The sequence below is a fragment of the Sphingopyxis sp. QXT-31 genome (genome assembly GCF_001984035.1).
Lineage (GTDB): Bacteria > Pseudomonadota > Alphaproteobacteria > Sphingomonadales > Sphingomonadaceae > Sphingopyxis.
Genome location: NZ_CP019449.1, coordinates 2,346,863 through 2,362,183, shown reverse-complemented (window position 1 = coordinate 2,362,183; position 15,321 = coordinate 2,346,863). Strand labels below are relative to the sequence as shown.

The following is a 15,321-nucleotide window of genomic DNA, read 5'->3' as shown; positions in this document are numbered from 1 at the left end:
TGGGGCACGATGGATATGGGTCGCGAAGGAAAGGAGTGGACATGAACATTTCCGTCATCCGCACCCTCGCGGCCGGTGCCGCGCTGCTGGCCTTTGCGTCGCCCGCGCTCGCGGCGCCCGACATCATGTGGGTCAATCCCGGCGGCGGCCTGTCGGGGCTCGCGGTCGAGGGCGCGCCCGTCGAGGCGCTGAAAGCCGGTCCCCGCACGCCGCAGCAGATCGTCGACGGGTTCGACATGCTGTGCATGAAGACCGATTTCGACAAGCTGCGGGTCAACCCTATCATCGCGGGCACCGCTGATTGGGGCGGGCAATATATGCCGAGCATGATGGCGATGGCCTCGGGCGAGGTCGATCTGGGCGGCTGGCAGGGCGAGGATCATTCGCTCGGCGTTGCCAAGGACGTCTTCTTCTCGCCCAACCCGCAATGCGTGCTGACGGTGTCGACCGCGACCAACTATCCCGCGGCCGAGCTCTTCCCGGTGCTCACCGCGCGTTACGGCAAGCCCGCCAATTATGCCGAGATGTTCGGCCCCGACGGCAAGCCCAACGACACGACCCGCCCTTATTGGATCTTCGCCGGCTCGGCGCCGACGCATGAGCGTGTCCTTTTCGCCCGTTCGCTGTCGCGTGGCAGCGAGCATCGCATTCACCTGGCCCTTCTCGAAAGAAAGAAGGCGTCCTGACCAACCCTGGCCGTCCCTGTGGCCAAATCCACGGAGTTAACTGAACAATGTCCATTCTCGTCGACAAGAATACCAAGGTCATCACGCAAGGCATGACCGGCGCCACGGGGACCTTCCACACCGAACAGGCGCTCGCTTACGGCACCCAGATGGTCGGCGGCGTGACCCCCGGCAAGGGCGGCACGACGCACATCGGCCTGCCCAACTTCAACACCGTCGAGGAAGCGAAGGCCGCGACCGGCGCGACCGCGAGCTGCATCTATGTCCCGCCGCCGTTCGCCGCCGACTCGATCCTCGAGGCGATCGACGCCGAGATGGAGCTGATCGTCTGCATCACCGAGGGCATTCCGGTGCTCGACATGGTCAAGGTGAAGCGCGCCCTTTCGGGTTCGAAATCGCGTCTGATCGGCCCGAACTGCCCCGGCGTGCTGACGCCGGGCGAGTGCAAGATCGGTATCATGCCGGGCAGCATCTTCTCGAAGGGCAGCGTCGGCGTCGTCTCGCGCTCGGGCACGCTTACCTATGAGGCGGTGTTCCAGACCACCAACGCGGGCCTCGGCCAGACCACCGCGGTCGGCATCGGCGGCGACCCGGTCAACGGCACCAACTTCATCGACGTGCTCGAACTCTTCCTCGCCGACGAGGCGACCAAGTCGATCATCATGATCGGCGAAATCGGCGGCGACGCGGAGGAGCAGGCCGCGCAGTTCCTGATCGACGAGGCCAAGCGCGGCCGCAAGAAGCCGATGGCGGGCTTCATCGCGGGCCGCACCGCGCCTCCGGGCCGCCGCATGGGCCACGCCGGCGCGATCGTGTCGGGGGGCAAGGGCGACGCCGAAAGCAAGATCGCGGCGATGGAAGCCGCGGGCATCAAGGTGTCGGCAAGCCCGTCCGAACTCGGCACGACCCTGGTCGAAGTGCTGAAGGAACGCGTCTGACCGGACGGCCCGCCGGCACCCTTTGCCGGCGGGCCTCCCGCTCCCATATATAACCACCCCCTACCTCCCCGTGGAAAAGCAGATGAACCTCGAGAGACAGAGCTTCGATATCGACGAGCCGCAGGCCGGCCCCAGCTGGGCGCCGAAGAACTGGCCGCAAGTCGACAGCGACGACCTGACCGCCGCGCTTGACCCCCAGCAGATGCAGGTCGCGGTGAAGGCGGCGGCCGCGAAAGCCGGCGCGCCTTTGTCGAACGCCGAGGTCGAGCGCGCCGCGAATGATTCGATCCGCGCGATGATGCTGATCCGCACCTATCGCGTGCGCGGGCATCTCGCGGCCAATCTCGACCCGCTGGGGCTCAGCACGCGCGAGCTGCCCGCCGACCTCACCCCCGAATATCATGGCTTCGTCGGCGCCGACCAGGACCGCCCGATCTTCATCGGCGGCGCGTTGGGACTCGAGAAAGCGACGATCCGCGAAATCGTGGCGATCCTGCGCGCCAATTATTGCGGCAATGTCGGCCTCGAATATATGCATATCGCCGACATCGAGGAGCGCCAGTTCCTGCAGGAACGCATGGAAGGCGCCGACAAGATCATCGAATTTTCGGTCGAGGGCAAACGCGCCATCCTGAACAAGGTGATCGAGGCCGAGGAATGGGAGAAATTCCTCGCGCGCAAATATGTTGGGACCAAGCGCTTCGGCCTCGACGGCGGCGAGAGCATGATCCCCGCAATGGAAGCCATCATCAAATATGGTGGCCAATATGGCGTGAAGGAAATCGTCTATGGCATGGCGCACCGAGGGCGCCTGAACATGCTCGCGAACGTGCTCGCCAAGCCATACCGGGTGATCTTCCACGAATTCGCGGGTGGCAGCGCCAACCCCGACGATGTCGGCGGCTCGGGCGACGTCAAATATCACCTCGGCACCTCGACCGACCGCGAGTTCGGCGGCGCGTCGGTGCATATGTCGCTGGTCCCCAATCCCTCGCACCTCGAGGCGGTCGATCCCGTCGTGCTCGGCAAGGTGCGCGCGCAGCAGGTCGTGCGCGACGACCTCGACAAGCATGAGCAGGTGCTGCCCGTGCTGATCCACGGCGACGCGGCCTTCGCGGGGCAGGGGATCGTGTGGGAATGCCTCGGCTTCTCGGGCATCCGCGGCTACAACACCGGCGGCTGCATCCATTTCATCGTCAACAACCAGATCGGTTTCACGACCAGCCCGCAGTTCGCACGCTCGTCGCCCTATCCGTCGGACGTCGCGAAGGGCGTGATGGCGCCGATCCTGCACGTCAACGGCGACGATCCCGAGGCGGTGACGTTCGCGTGCAAGCTCGCGATCGACTTCCGCCAGCGCTTCAAGCGCGACGTCGTGATCGACATGTGGTGCTATCGCCGCTTCGGCCATAACGAGGGCGACGAGCCTTCGTTCACCCAGCCGCTCATGTACGGCATCATCCGCCAGCACCCGCCGGTGTCGCAGATTTGCGCCGCCAAGCTGGAGGCCGAGGGCGTGATCGACGCCGGCTGGGCCGACGCCCGCCGCGCCGAGTTTGTCGCACGGCTCGAGGAAGATTTCGAATCGGCGAAGAGCTACAAGCCGAACAAGGCCGACTGGTTCGCCGGGCGCTGGTCGGGGCTGCACGCCCCCGCCGATCCCGAAAACGCCCGCCGCAACATCGCGACCGGGGTGAGCGAGAAATTGTTCGACTCGATCGGTCGGATCATGACGACGGTCCCCGACGACCTGGAGGTGCACAAGACGCTGCGCCGCGTGATCGACGCGCGCGCCGCGATGTTCGCCGACAAGAGCGACACGGAAGTGTTCGACTGGGCGACCGCCGAAAGCCTCGCCTTCGGCACCCTGCTCAGCGAAGGCTATCAGGTCCGCCTGTCGGGGCAGGATTCGGGCCGCGGCACCTTCAGCCAGCGCCATGCCGTGTGGGTCGATCAGAAGACCGAGCGAAAATATGTGCCGCTGACCACCGTGCCGCACGGCCGCTTCGAAGTGCTCGATAGCCCGCTTTCCGAATATGGCGTGCTCGGCTTCGAATATGGCTATGCGATGGCCGATCCGAAGAGCCTCGTGCTCTGGGAAGCGCAGTTCGGCGACTTCGCCAATGGCGCGCAGATCATGATCGACCAGTTCATCGCGTCGGGCGAAGCCAAGTGGCTGCGCGCCAATGGCCTCGTGATGCTGCTGCCGCACGGCTATGAAGGCCAGGGCCCCGAGCATAGCTCGGCGCGCCTCGAACGCTTCCTCCAGCTGTGCGCCGGCGACAATATCCAGGTGTGCAATATTTCGACTCCGTCGAACTATTTCCACGTCTTGCGCCGACAGATGCTGCGCCCGTTCCGCAAGCCGCTGATCATCATGACGCCCAAGTCGCTGCTCCGCCACAAGCTGGCGGTGTCGCAGCGCTCGGACTTCATCGGCGACGCGCATTTCCGCCGTATCATGTCGGACCGCACCCCGCCCGCCGATGCCGACATCAAGCGCGTCGTGCTCTGCTCGGGCAAGGTCGGCTACGACCTGATCGAGGCGCGCGATGCCGCAGGGCTGACCGATACGACGGTGATCCGCCTCGAACAGCTCTACCCCTTCCCGGGCGAGCCGCTCACTGTGCGCCTGAAGCGTTTGCCGAAGCTGGAGGACGTCGTCTGGGCGCAGGAAGAGCCGCGCAACAACGGCAGCTGGTCCTTCGTCGAACCCTTCATCGAAGAGGCGCTGACCAAGGCCGACAAGAAGGGCATGCGTCCGCGCTATGCCGGCCGTGCCGCCGCGGCGTCGCCCGCGACCGGCCTGATGAGCCGCCACCAGACCGAACAGTCGGCGCTGGTCGCCGACGCGCTGGGCCTGAGCGTCCGCGCTGAAATCCGCCGTACCAAGAATAAATAAGCGCCCCAAAGGAAAGAGCGATGAGCACCGAAGTCAAAGTCCCGACGCTGGGCGAAAGCGTCACCGAAGCGACGATCGGCGAGTGGCTGAAGAAGCCCGGCGAGGCGGTCGCGCTCGACGAGCCGATCGCCAGTCTGGAGACCGACAAGGTTGCGGTCGAAGTGCCGTCGCCCGTTGCCGGGGTAATGGGGCAGCAGCTCGCCGCGGTCGGCGACACGGTCAATGTCGGCGCGACGATCGCGACGGTCGAGGCCGGCGGCGCGGCCGCTGCGCCCGTCGCCGCCGCTCCGGCGCCGGCTCCCGCCAAGGCCGAAGCGGCGGCGCCCGCGCCGGCCGCCAGCGCGCCTGCGTCCGCCGCCGAAGACGCCGGCGACGGGGTCACCACGCTGTCGCCAGCGGTGCGCCGCCTCGTGCTCGAGCATGGTCTCGACCCCAGCAAGATCAAGGGCACGGGCAAGGACGGCCGCCTGACCAAGGAAGACGTGCTCGCCGCCGCGAACAACGCCCCGGCCGCGGCGCCCGCGCCGGCGCCTGCCGCCGCTCCGCCCGCGCCTGCCGCATCGGCACCCGGCCGTCAGGAAGAGCGCGTCAAGATGACGCGCCTCCGCCAGACGATCGCCAAGCGGCTCAAGGCCGCGCAGGACACCGCGGCGATGCTGACGACGTTCAACGACGTCGACATGTCGGCGGTGATGGCGACGCGCGACAGATATCGCGAAAGCTTCGAGAAGAAGCATGGCGTGCGCCTCGGCTTCATGAGCTTCTTCACCAAGGCGGTCGCGCTCGCCGCGCACGACATCCCTGCGGTGAACGCACGCATCGAGGGCGACGAGATCGTCTATCACAATTATCTCGACGTGTCGGTCGCGGTCAGCGCGCCCAACGGCCTCGTCGTGCCCGTCGTGCGGGGCGCCGACAGCCTGTCGTTCGCCGAGATCGAGAAAGCGATCGCCGACCTCGGCAAGCGCGCCAAGGAAGGCACGCTGACCATGGACGACATGACCGGCGGCACCTTCACCATCTCGAACGGCGGGGTGTTCGGCGGCCTGATGTCGACCCCGATCATCAACCCGCCGCAGTCGGCGGTGCTCGGCCTCCACCGCATCGAGGACCGCCCGGTCGTGCGCAACGGCGAGATCGTGATCCGCCCGATGATGTATCTCGCGATGAGCTACGACCACCGCCTGGTCGACGGCCGCGAGGCGGTGACCTTCCTCAAGACGATCAAGGAAGCGATCGAGGATCCGACGCGGCTGCTGATCGACCTCTGATAGGGAAAGCGGCGTGAGCGACGCGACCGAGCCTTTGTTCTCCTACGGCACGCTCCAGTATCCCGACGTGCAGTGCGAACAATTCGGCCGCTTGCTCGCGGGTTCGGCCGATGCGCTCACCGGGTTCCGGCTCCGCCGGATCGTCAACGCCGACCCCGAAGTGGTGCGGATAAGCGGTGAAAGCCATTATCCGGTGCTCGTTCCCGACGACGAAGGTTCGCAGCGGGTCACGGGCACCCTATATTGGCTTACCAGGGAAGAACTCGACGCGGCCGATATCTATCAGGCCGAAGATTATGAGCGGCGGCGCGTCGCACTGGAATCGGGCGAAAGTGCCTGGGTCTATGTCGCGGCACCGGGGCTCGAGATGGAGTGAATGATGGCTGATTACGACTACGACGTCCTCGTCATTGGTGCCGGTCCCGGCGGTTATGTCGCGGCGATCCGCGCGGCGCAGCTGGGCCTCAAGACCGCCTGCGTCGAAGGGCGCGAGACGCTCGGCGGCACCTGCCTCAACGTCGGCTGCATTCCGTCGAAGGCGATGCTCCACGCGTCCGAATATTTCGATGCGGCCGCGAACGGCGCGATGGCGAAGATGGGGATCGACGTGACCCCCAAGCTCAACCTGCCCGCGATGCACGGCCAGCGCCTCGACGCGGTCAAGGGGCTGACCGGCGGCATCGAATTCCTGTTCAAGAAGAACAAGGTCGACTGGCTCAAAGGTTATGCGCAATTCACCGGCAAGGACAGTGTCGAGGTCGCGGGCAAGAGCTATCGCGCCAAGAATATCGTCATCGCCACCGGCTCGTCGGTCACTCCGCTGCCCGGCGTCGAGGTCGATAACGACAAGCAGATTATCGTCGATTCGACCGGCGCGCTCGAACTCGCCAAGGTTCCCGGCCATATGGTCGTGATCGGCGGCGGCGTGATCGGGCTCGAACTCGGCAGCGTCTGGCGGCGCCTGGGCGCCAAGGTGACCTGCGTCGAGTATCTCGACCAGATCCTGCCCGGCATGGACGCCGACGTGCGCAAGGACGCGAACCGCATCTTCAAGAAGCAGGGCATCGAATTCAAGCTCAAGACCAAGGTCACCCAGGCCGAAGTGAAGGGCAAGAAGGCCATTCTCACGCTCGAGCCTGCCGCGGGCGGCGAGGCCGAGACGCTCGAGGCCGATGTCGTGCTGGTGTCGATCGGGCGGCGTCCGAACACCGAGGGGCTGGCGCTCGACAAGGCGGGCCTCGCGGTCAACGCACGCGGGCAGATCGAAACCGACCATGATTTCTCGACGCAGGTCCCCGGCATCTGGGCGATCGGCGACGTCATCCCCGGCCCGATGCTCGCGCACAAGGCCGAGGACGAGGGCATTGCGGTGGCCGAGAATATCGCGGGGCTGACCGGCATCGTGAATCACGACGTCATTCCGTCGGTGGTCTATACCTTGCCCGAGATCGCCGGCGTCGGCCTGACCGAAGAGCAGGCGAAGGAGCGCGGCGAGATCAAGGTCGGCAAATTCCCGATGGCGGGCAACAGCCGCGCCAAGACCAATCACGAACCCGACGGCTTCGTGAAGGTGATCGCAGATGCGAACAGCGACCGCGTGCTGGGCGTGTGGATCATCGCCAGCGTCGCGGGCACGATGATCGCGCAGGCCGCGCAGGCGATGGAATTCGGCGCGACGTCGGAAGACATCGCCTACACCTGCCACGCGCACCCGACGCACAGCGAAGCGGTAAAGGAAGCGGCGATGGCGGTGACGGGCAAGCCGATCCACATCTGACGATGAGCTTCACGACGCCGACGACCGAAACGCGGCCGGTGCCATGGGTCGGCGCGGCAGCGCTCGTCGTCGCGACCGCGAGCGGGATGCTCTTCTTCCTGCTCGGCGGCGCGCCGTCGACCTATATCGCGTTGAATGGACTGGCGCTCCTGCTCGGGCTGGTCCTCGTCGTCGCGTTTCCGGCGGGCCGGATGAACGAACGCGCGGCGATAGGGGCCGTCGTGCTTGGCGTCGCCGGTATCGCGGCGACGCTGGTGAGCGGATTCGATCTTGAAGGCATAAGGCGCTGGCTTCCGCTTGGTTCGGTTCGCCTGCATGCGGGGATGCTGTTTCTGCCGGCGATCGCCGTCCTGATGCCGCATCTTTCCGGTCGCATGCAACTCGCCGCTGTGATCGTACTGGCCACTGTCTTTGCCATACAGCCCGACTTTGCGGCGGCGCTCGCGCTGGCCGCGGGCTTTATCTTGTCCCGCCCCGGCGGGGGAGAACATCTGGTCACCGGAATCGGTGCCGCCGTCTCGATGACCGCGATTGCGATAACGCTGGTTCGGCCCGACCCGCTGGCTGCCGCAAAATTCGTCGAGCGGGTGCTGCCCGACGCTTTCGCGGCCAACGCGATGCTCGCGCTTCTGATTGGCCTCGCGCTCCTTTTTGCCTGCGCCGCACCCCTGTTCGCGCGTAGCGGCAATCCCCGGGCGGCCAGGGCCCTGACCGGGGTGATCGGGGGCTTCATGCTTGTGTCGTTGGTCGGCGCCTATCCCGTCCCGCTCGGCGGCTACGGCGCATCGCCGATCCTTGGCTATGCGCTGGCTCTTGCCCTTCTGCGCATGCCCGTTGTGCCCTCCAAGGCGGGATGATAGCGCTCGCGCGGGCGGCGGCGGGCGGCAAATCGATGGACATCCGAACGCCGGTCCGCACCTGGCGAGTGCAGGAGGAGACAGGGTGATGGCAAAGCACGGAATCTGGGCAGCGGCTTCGCTTGCCCTCTCGCTGTCCGCCACAAGCGCGCAGGCGGCGCCCGACATGGCCGCGGCGAGCGCTCGGCTGACCGCGCTACTCGACAAAAAATATCCGGCGCTGGAGGCGATCTACAAGGATCTCCATGCCAATCCTGAACTCGGCATGCAGGAGGTGCGCACCGCGGGCATCCTCGCCAAGCATCTTCGTGCGGAGGGCTTCACCGTGACCGAGAAGGTCGGCGGCACCGGCGTCGTCGCGATCCTCAGGAACGGCGAGGGTCCCACGATCCTCGTACGCGCCGACATGGACGCGCTGCCGATGGAGGAAAAGACAGGCCTCGGCTGGGCGAGCAAGGCGCGCGCGACCTATGACGGGCGCGACGTTCCCGTGATGCACGCCTGCGGCCACGATACGCATGTCGCCTATCTGGTCGGGGTCGCGCAGGCGCTGTCGGCGATGCGCGACAGCTGGTCGGGAACGGTCATGCTGATCGGCCAGCCCGCCGAGGAATCGCTGGAGGGCGCGCGCGCGATGCTCGGCGATGGGCTGTTCACACGTTTCCCCAAGCCCGACTTCGGTTTTGCCGCGCATGTCTCGAACCTGCCGTCGGGGGTCGTCGCGATCAAGGCGGGGGCGGGGTCGTCGGCGTCCGACAGCTATTCGATCATTTTCCATGGCCGCGGCGGGCACGGCTCGATGCCCGCGGCGACGATCGACCCGATCCCGATCGCCGCGCGCTTCGTCACCGACACGCAGGTGGTGATCAGCCGCGAAAAGGATCCCGCGGCGTTCGGCGTGCTGACGATCGGCGGGATCAACGCGGGCAGCGCGCCCAACATCATCCCCGACAGCGCCGAAGTGAAGGTCAACCTCCGCTCGCAGTCGCCCGAGGTGCGCAAATTGCTGCAGGACGGCACTGCGCGGGTCGCGAAGTCGGCGGCAGCGATGGGCAATGCCCCCGAACCGACGATCCGCTATCTTGCCGGCACCGGGGTGCTGACCAACGACGAGACGATGGCGAAGGCCGCGGTCGACGCGCTGACTCCCGTATTCGGCAAGGGGCTGGTCTTCGCCCCCGCGAGCGCGGCGCCGATGTCGGGCAGCGAGGATTATTCGGAGTTCGTCGACGCGGGCGTGCCCTCGCTCTTCTTCGGCATCGGCGGTTACGATCCCGCCCTGCTCGCCGCGCTGAAGGCAAAGGGCGAGCCTGCGCCGACCAACCACTCGCCCTTTTTCGCGCCGCAGGCTGGGCCGGCGATTCGCAATGCGGTGACCGCGATCACGCTGTCGATCGTCGGCGGCGTCCGCCCCGCGGCGAAATAGCGCCCGCCGATGCTCGGCCTCGACAATCTGCTGCTCGTCCGGCTGCTCGACCTCGTCGGCATCGGGGTGTTCGCGCTGTCGGGGGCGCTGATGGCGGTGCGGCTGCGGCAGACGCTCGTGACCGCGATGTTCTTCGCGCTCGTCACCGGGGTCGGCGGCGGCAGCGTGCGCGACCTGCTCATCGGCGCGCCGGTCTTCTGGGTGCAGGACGGCGCGATCGCCGCGGTGTGCATCGCGATCGCGCTGGTCGTGTGGGTCACCCCCGAGCGCTGGTGGCAGGGGCAGCTTCTGGAATGGGCCGACGCCGTCGGGCTGGCGGCTTACGCCGTGTTCGGCACGGCGAAGGCGCTCGCCTGGGGCGTGCCGCCGGTGCCTGCGCTGCTGATGGGGGTGATCACCGGCTGCGTCGGCGGCACGATCCGCGACATATTGGCGGGGGTGCCGTCGATCATCGTGCGGCCCGAAATCTATGTTACCGCTGCGGCGCTCGCGTCGGGGCTCTACCTACTGCTGTTATGGGCGGGGGTGGGGACGCCGATCGCCGCGGTCAGCGGCGCGCTCGCGGGTTTCGTCCTGCGCGGCGCGGCGATCCGCTGGTCGCTCGCGCTGCCTGCCTATCGCGACCTAGCGCGCTGAGCCGTCCCGCTTCGGGACGACCGCGTCCCTAACCGCGATCAGCCGTCGGAAAGGATTAACCCGGCTCGCCTAGCCCCGCTGCGAAAGGGGCGTGTGGGGGCCTTGGACATACTGCTGATCAGCTTCGGCGCAGGGGTCGCGCCGGCCGGTTACACGGGTGATTGCAACGCGTCGGGCACCGCCGGGGCGATGCTGCTGGTCATGCCGCCGGTCCTGATGCTGGTCATCTGGCGCGACCGGCTGCTCGCGGCGGCGCGCACCGTCGTCGATCGCCTGATGCCCGAAGCCGAAGCGGCGCCCGCCACCAGCTGAAACCCCGCGGGCTTGCCAAATCGCGAATCTGTGGCAGGTTCGGCTTATGAACATGGATGTCAGCACCATCGCCCGCCGGGTGCGCGACCAGGCCGTCGCGCTGCCTGAGCTCTTCGGCCGCTTCGACTTCGACCGCGCGCCCGAGCGCTGGGCGGCAGAGGCGGCGGACGTCACCGAACTCGGCCGCGTGCGCGGGGTCGATCGCGCCGACTATCTGGGCGACGACGACCTCGTCGCGCGCATCCGCGAATATACGATGCTCGGCGACCGCAGCGGCGACGCCTATGCAGCGCTGATGCCGAAGCTGGGCTTCCAGCGCACCGTCGCGATGCTGATTGAGGCGTGCGACAAGGGGATCGATGCGGTCGCCGAAGCGCCGCCCGAGCTTGCGGCGCTGATCGCCGAGATGGAGGTGGTCCCCGACTGGCTCGACATGAAACTGGTCGAGGCGGGCGCCGCTTATGAGCGCAACGCCACTGCGAACCTCGCGCCCTTCCTGATCCGCGGCGCCTTCATCGCGACCTTCCTCAACAAATATTCGGCGCTGCCGATGGCGCTGACCGGCACGCTCGGCCATGCGACCGCGGCGCGGCGCGTGAAGGAAACCGCGACCTTCTTCGCCACCACCGCGCTTCCGCACGCGCTCGAGCGCTTCGGCCCCGGGTTCAAGGCGGCGGCGATGGTGCGGCTGATGCATTCGATGGTGCGCGTCAACGTGCTGTCGCGCCCGGGGATGTGGGACGTCGAGACCTATGGCATGCCGATTCCGCAGCTCGACCAGATGCCCGCGGGGCTGATCCCCATCTATTTCCTGTCGCAGGAGGTGCTGGCCAAGGGCCGCACAAGCTTCAACCGCGAGGAGCAGGGGCGTGTCGAGCTGGCCCGCTATCGCTGCTACCTGCTCGGGCTGCCCGAGGATTTGCTCGCCGACACGCCGCAGGAGATCGTGCGTATCTGGCGCACACGCAGCGCGACGCTCCGCTACGAATATGACGACCGCATCTGCGGCGGGCTGCTGCGCGCGACGATGGAGGCCGAGCTGTCGAAGAACGAGTCGCCCAAGGGGCGCCTCACGCGGCGGCTCGAACGTTCGGCGAGCCGGGTGTTTTTCGTGAAGGCTTTCCTCAACGGCGACGAGGAGCGTGCGGCGAGCGTCGGGGTGCCCGTCGGCAAGCGCGATCACCTGATCTATGGCGCGACGATGCTCGGCGTCGCGGGGCGCATGGCGGCCTATCGCGCGGCGTCGCGGCTGCCCGGGGTGCGCCGCCTCGCCGACCGCGACCTCATCCGCCGCATCGAGCGCCAGCTCGCGGGCTATGGCCATGCCGAGTTCCGCTCCGACGCTTCGCAATATCGCCCGGCAACGGCTTGACCGCGGCGCGGGGTGCGGCACACTGACATTCGAACAACAAGGGCAGGCGCGGATATGACGATCGGCGAAGCAGAAGTGAACGGCATCAAGCTCACCTATGAGGACAAAGGCGCGAAGGATGCCCCCGTCATCCTGCTGGTGATGGGGCTGGGCGGGCAGCTGACCCTGTGGCCCGACGAGTTCGTCGATGCGCTCGTCGCGCACGGTTTTCGCACCATCCGCTTCGACAATCGCGACGTCGGGCTGTCGACACGCTTCGAGAGCGCGGGCGTGCCCAATCTCAAATGGATGTTCGTGAAGGCGGCGCTGCGGCTGCCCGTCCGGCCGGCCTATACGCTCGCCGACATGGCGGCGGACGGCATCGGCCTGCTCGACCATCTGGGGATCGCCAAGGCGCATATCGTCGGCGCATCGATGGGCGGCATGATTTCGCAGCATATCGCGGCGCGCTATCCCGATCGGGTGCTGTCGCTGACGTCGATCATGTCGACCACCGGCAATCCCCGCCTGCCGCGTGCCAACAAGGAAGCGATGGCGGTGCTCGCCAACCGCCCGATGAGCGGCGATCCCGAGGCCATGATCGCCTATTCGGTGCGCGCCGCGCGCGTGATCGGCAGTCCCGCCTATCCGGCGGCCGAGCAGCGGTTGCAGCGCCGCGTGCGCCATGATTTCGAGCGCGGCTGGTATCCGCAGGGCGTTGCACGCCAGATGGCGGCGATCGTCGCCGATGGCGACCGCCGCGCGATGCTGGCGACGATCAAGGCGCCGACCCTGGTGATCCATGGCGAGGCCGATCCGCTCGTGCCGCTGGCGGGCGGCAAGGACACCGCGGCGAACATCCCCGGTGCGCGGCTGCTGACGATCCCCGGCATGGGGCACGACCTGCCGCTCGCGCTGGTCGACACGCTGGCTGATGCGGTCGTGGGGCATGCGCGGGATTATGCCGTGGCGGCGTGAGCGGCCGATATCGGGCGTTTATGGACGAACCGCCCTATAAAGCCCGTTCGTGTCGAGCGAAGTCGAGACACGCGTGGGAAGCGCCCCCCTTCACGTGTCTCGACTTCGCTCGACACGAACGGAAATAGGTGAATATCTTAAATCCACCCCAAAGACGACATTCACCCGGGCATGCGCGACCAATGTGGCCGCCTTACCGCATCAGCAGCGCCAGCGTAGCGAGAAAGCCCTTTGCCTCCGCCTTGCCCGGGCGCGGGACCGCGGGGAGGTAGGCGCGGCAGTCGAGGCAGTTGGCCTGCACCGATCCCGCCTGGGTCAGCAGGGTCAGGTCCTGGATCACCCGGCGCTCGACCATCTGGCGGTTCATCGCCGCGATGCCGAACCAGCCGCGCGGGAGCGCCGCCGTCTCTTCGGGCTGCTCGGCGCCGGTCCATTTGGCGAGCATCTTCGAAAACTCGCTCGGCTCATTCTCGAAATATTTGGCGTGGACCTCGCCGTCGACCTTGGCGAGCTTCGCCGCGGCGGCGATCGCGTCGGGCAGGCCGCCGAACTGGTCGACGAGGCCGATCTGGCGCGCGGTACCACCGGCCCAGACGCGGCCCTCGGCGATTTCCTCGACCTTGGCGAGCGGCTGCTTGCGGCTCTTTGCGACGAGCCCGGTGAAGCGCGCATAGATGTCCTCGACGCTGGCCTGCGCTAGCGCGTTGAACTCCGCATTGACCCCGCCGAGGATGTCGGGCTGGCCCGACAGCGGCGTCGTCGCGATGCCGTCGGTGGTCACCCCGACCTTGGCGAGCGTCTGCTCGAAACTGGGCAGGATGCCGAAGACGCCGATCGAGCCGGTGATTGTGTCGGGCTCGGCAAAGATGCGGTCGGCGGGGGTCGAGATCCAGTAGCCGCCCGATGCCGCGACATTCGCCATCGAGACGACGACGGGCAGCTTCTTCGCCTTTGCCGCGAGCAGCGCCTGACGGATCTGTTCGGAGGCGAGCACCGAACCGCCCGGCGAATCGACGCGCAGCACGATCGCCTTGATGCTGTCGTCGGCTGCGGCGTCGAGAATGTGCTGCGCGATCGTCTCGCCGCCCGCGACGCCGTTCGGCGCCTCGCCGTCGACGATCTCACCGACGACCGGGACGACCGCGATTGCGCTGCCCGGCTCTTTCGGGGGATTGGCGGCAACCCAGTTTTCCAGGGGGATGGCGTTATAATTCCACGGCTGGCTGTCGTCATAGGTGCCGCTGATCTCGGCGACGCGGCTGGCGAACGCCATGCGGCTGCCGAGCTTGTCGATCAGCCCCGCGTCGAGCGACGCCTTGCCGAGGTCGTTGCCCGCCGCGCGCACCGCGGCGCCGGTGTCGGCGATGAAGGGATCGATCTTCGCCTTGGGCCGCGCCTTCTTCACATCGGCGAGCCACTGCTCCCACAAAGCCCCGGCATAGGCGAGGTTCGCGGCCTCGGCCTCGGGCGACTGGTCGGCGCGCAGATAGGGCTCGACCGCGCTCTTGAAGGTGCCGACGCGGTAGATGTTCGCGGTGACGCCGAGGCGATCCATCAGCCCCTTGTAATAGAGGCGCGAGCCGCCGGGTCCCGCGATGGCGACGCCGCCGATCGGGTCGGCCCAGACCTCGCTCGCGTGCGAGGCGAGCTGATAGCTGTCGGTGGTGTAGGCGGTGGCGAAGGCAAGCACGGGCTTTTTCTTGGCGCGCACCTTGTCGATCGCGTCGCCGATCTCGGCGAGCGACACCTGTCCGCCGCCGAGGAAGCGGTCGAGGTCGAGCACGACCGAGGTGACACGCTTGTCGTCGGCGGCGCTTTCGAGCGCGTGGACGACGTCGCGGACGCGGACTTCCTTCAGATTATTGCCGCCCGACAATGCGGCGAAGGGATCGATCTCGGCCGGCTGTTCGCTGACGATGCCGTCGAGCTCGATCAGCAGCGCGCCTTCGCTGACCGGCAGCCCGGCGTTGGGACGCCCGGCGAGCAGCCCGAAGAGCGTCACGAAGAAGAGCAGCAGGAAGATCAGCGCCAGCCCGTCCTTGATCGCGACGAGCAGGTTCCAGACCTTGCGCGGAAAGCTGGTCGTGCTCTTCGGCTTGTCGTCGCCGGGTAGCGGGCGGCGCACGGGGATCGCCCAGGGGCCGGCGGAATCATTGTTGGTCGTAGTGTCGCTCATGCCCGCAAACC

At 67.2% G+C, this 15,321-nt stretch carries 13 protein-coding genes; 12 read left to right on the top strand and 1 reads right to left on the bottom strand.

Annotation, left to right across the window (positions count from 1 at the left end; translation table 11 throughout):
* The first annotated feature begins 41 nt into the window (after positions 1-41).
* The 12 genes from BWQ93_RS11255 (at position 42) to BWQ93_RS11200 (ending at position 13,134) form a co-directional block, all read left to right on the top strand.
* Entirely contained in the window at positions 42-686 is a 645-nt protein-coding gene (locus tag BWQ93_RS11255) for a hypothetical protein (protein ID WP_077030626.1), read from the top strand.
* Positions 687-733: 47 nt separating this feature from the next.
* Positions 734-1,624, top strand: a complete 891-nt coding sequence (sucD, locus tag BWQ93_RS11250; RefSeq protein ID WP_058808860.1) for a succinate--CoA ligase subunit alpha — start codon at positions 734-736, stop codon at positions 1,622-1,624.
* A gap of 82 nt (positions 1,625-1,706) precedes the next feature.
* Positions 1,707-4,526: a 2-oxoglutarate dehydrogenase E1 component gene (locus tag BWQ93_RS11245; protein ID WP_077032347.1), complete on the top strand. Its 2,820-nt coding sequence runs from the start codon at positions 1,707-1,709 to the stop codon at positions 4,524-4,526.
* A 20-nt stretch (positions 4,527-4,546) separates the two neighbouring features.
* The gene (odhB, locus tag BWQ93_RS11240) at positions 4,547-5,797 is read left to right on the top strand and encodes a 2-oxoglutarate dehydrogenase complex dihydrolipoyllysine-residue succinyltransferase (protein ID WP_077030625.1); all 1,251 of its coding nucleotides are present in this window, start codon (positions 4,547-4,549) and stop codon (positions 5,795-5,797) included.
* A gap of 13 nt (positions 5,798-5,810) precedes the next feature.
* Positions 5,811-6,173 (top strand): gamma-glutamylcyclotransferase family protein, encoded by a 363-nt coding sequence (locus tag BWQ93_RS11235; RefSeq protein ID WP_077030624.1) that lies wholly within the window; start codon positions 5,811-5,813, stop codon positions 6,171-6,173.
* A 3-nt stretch (positions 6,174-6,176) separates the two neighbouring features.
* Positions 6,177-7,574, top strand: coding sequence for a dihydrolipoyl dehydrogenase (lpdA, locus tag BWQ93_RS11230; protein ID WP_077032346.1), 1,398 nt, complete (start codon positions 6,177-6,179; stop codon positions 7,572-7,574).
* Between the two features lie 2 nt (positions 7,575-7,576).
* On the top strand, positions 7,577-8,431 hold the full coding sequence (locus BWQ93_RS11225) for a hypothetical protein (RefSeq protein WP_077030623.1): 855 nt from the start codon (positions 7,577-7,579) through the stop codon (positions 8,429-8,431).
* Positions 8,432-8,519: 88 nt separating this feature from the next.
* The gene (locus BWQ93_RS11220; protein ID WP_077030622.1) at positions 8,520-9,857 is read left to right on the top strand and encodes an amidohydrolase; all 1,338 of its coding nucleotides are present in this window, start codon (positions 8,520-8,522) and stop codon (positions 9,855-9,857) included.
* Positions 9,858-9,866: 9 nt separating this feature from the next.
* Complete coding sequence (locus BWQ93_RS11215) at positions 9,867-10,493, top strand: trimeric intracellular cation channel family protein (RefSeq protein WP_077030621.1); 627 nt, start codon at positions 9,867-9,869, stop codon at positions 10,491-10,493.
* Positions 10,494-10,595: 102 nt separating this feature from the next.
* Positions 10,596-10,805, top strand: a complete 210-nt coding sequence (locus BWQ93_RS11210) for a hypothetical protein (protein ID WP_077030620.1) — start codon at positions 10,596-10,598, stop codon at positions 10,803-10,805.
* A 46-nt stretch (positions 10,806-10,851) separates the two neighbouring features.
* Positions 10,852-12,177: an oxygenase MpaB family protein gene (locus tag BWQ93_RS11205; protein WP_077030619.1), complete on the top strand. Its 1,326-nt coding sequence runs from the start codon at positions 10,852-10,854 to the stop codon at positions 12,175-12,177.
* Between the two features lie 54 nt (positions 12,178-12,231).
* Entirely contained in the window at positions 12,232-13,134 is a 903-nt protein-coding gene (locus BWQ93_RS11200) for an alpha/beta fold hydrolase (protein WP_077030618.1), read from the top strand.
* Between the two features lie 193 nt (positions 13,135-13,327).
* Here BWQ93_RS11200 and sppA read toward each other — a convergent pair whose 3' ends face one another.
* Entirely contained in the window at positions 13,328-15,310 is a 1,983-nt protein-coding gene (sppA, locus tag BWQ93_RS11195) for a signal peptide peptidase SppA (RefSeq protein WP_083720823.1), read from the bottom strand.
* Positions 15,311-15,321: the final 11 nt, after the last annotated feature.

Bases quoted from the DNA above. Each gene is read 5' to 3' on its own strand.
- BWQ93_RS11215 (WP_077030621.1), top strand. From the start codon at position 9,867: ATGCTCGGCCTCGACAATCTGCTGCTCGTCCGGCTGCTCGACCTCGTC.
- BWQ93_RS11200 (WP_077030618.1), top strand. From the start codon at position 12,232: ATGACGATCGGCGAAGCAGAAGTGAACGGCATCAAGCTCACCTATGAG.
- BWQ93_RS11225 (WP_077030623.1), top strand. From the start codon at position 7,577: ATGAGCTTCACGACGCCGACGACCGAAACGCGGCCGGTGCCATGGGTC.
- sppA (WP_083720823.1), bottom strand. From the start codon at position 15,310: ATGAGCGACACTACGACCAACAATGATTCCGCCGGCCCCTGGGCGATC.
- BWQ93_RS11205 (WP_077030619.1), top strand. From the start codon at position 10,852: ATGAACATGGATGTCAGCACCATCGCCCGCCGGGTGCGCGACCAGGCC.
- odhB (WP_077030625.1), top strand. From the start codon at position 4,547: ATGAGCACCGAAGTCAAAGTCCCGACGCTGGGCGAAAGCGTCACCGAA.
- BWQ93_RS11255 (WP_077030626.1), top strand. From the start codon at position 42: ATGAACATTTCCGTCATCCGCACCCTCGCGGCCGGTGCCGCGCTGCTG.
- lpdA (WP_077032346.1), top strand. From the start codon at position 6,177: ATGGCTGATTACGACTACGACGTCCTCGTCATTGGTGCCGGTCCCGGC.
- BWQ93_RS11245 (WP_077032347.1), top strand. From the start codon at position 1,707: ATGAACCTCGAGAGACAGAGCTTCGATATCGACGAGCCGCAGGCCGGC.
- BWQ93_RS11220 (WP_077030622.1), top strand. From the start codon at position 8,520: ATGGCAAAGCACGGAATCTGGGCAGCGGCTTCGCTTGCCCTCTCGCTG.
- sucD (WP_058808860.1), top strand. From the start codon at position 734: ATGTCCATTCTCGTCGACAAGAATACCAAGGTCATCACGCAAGGCATG.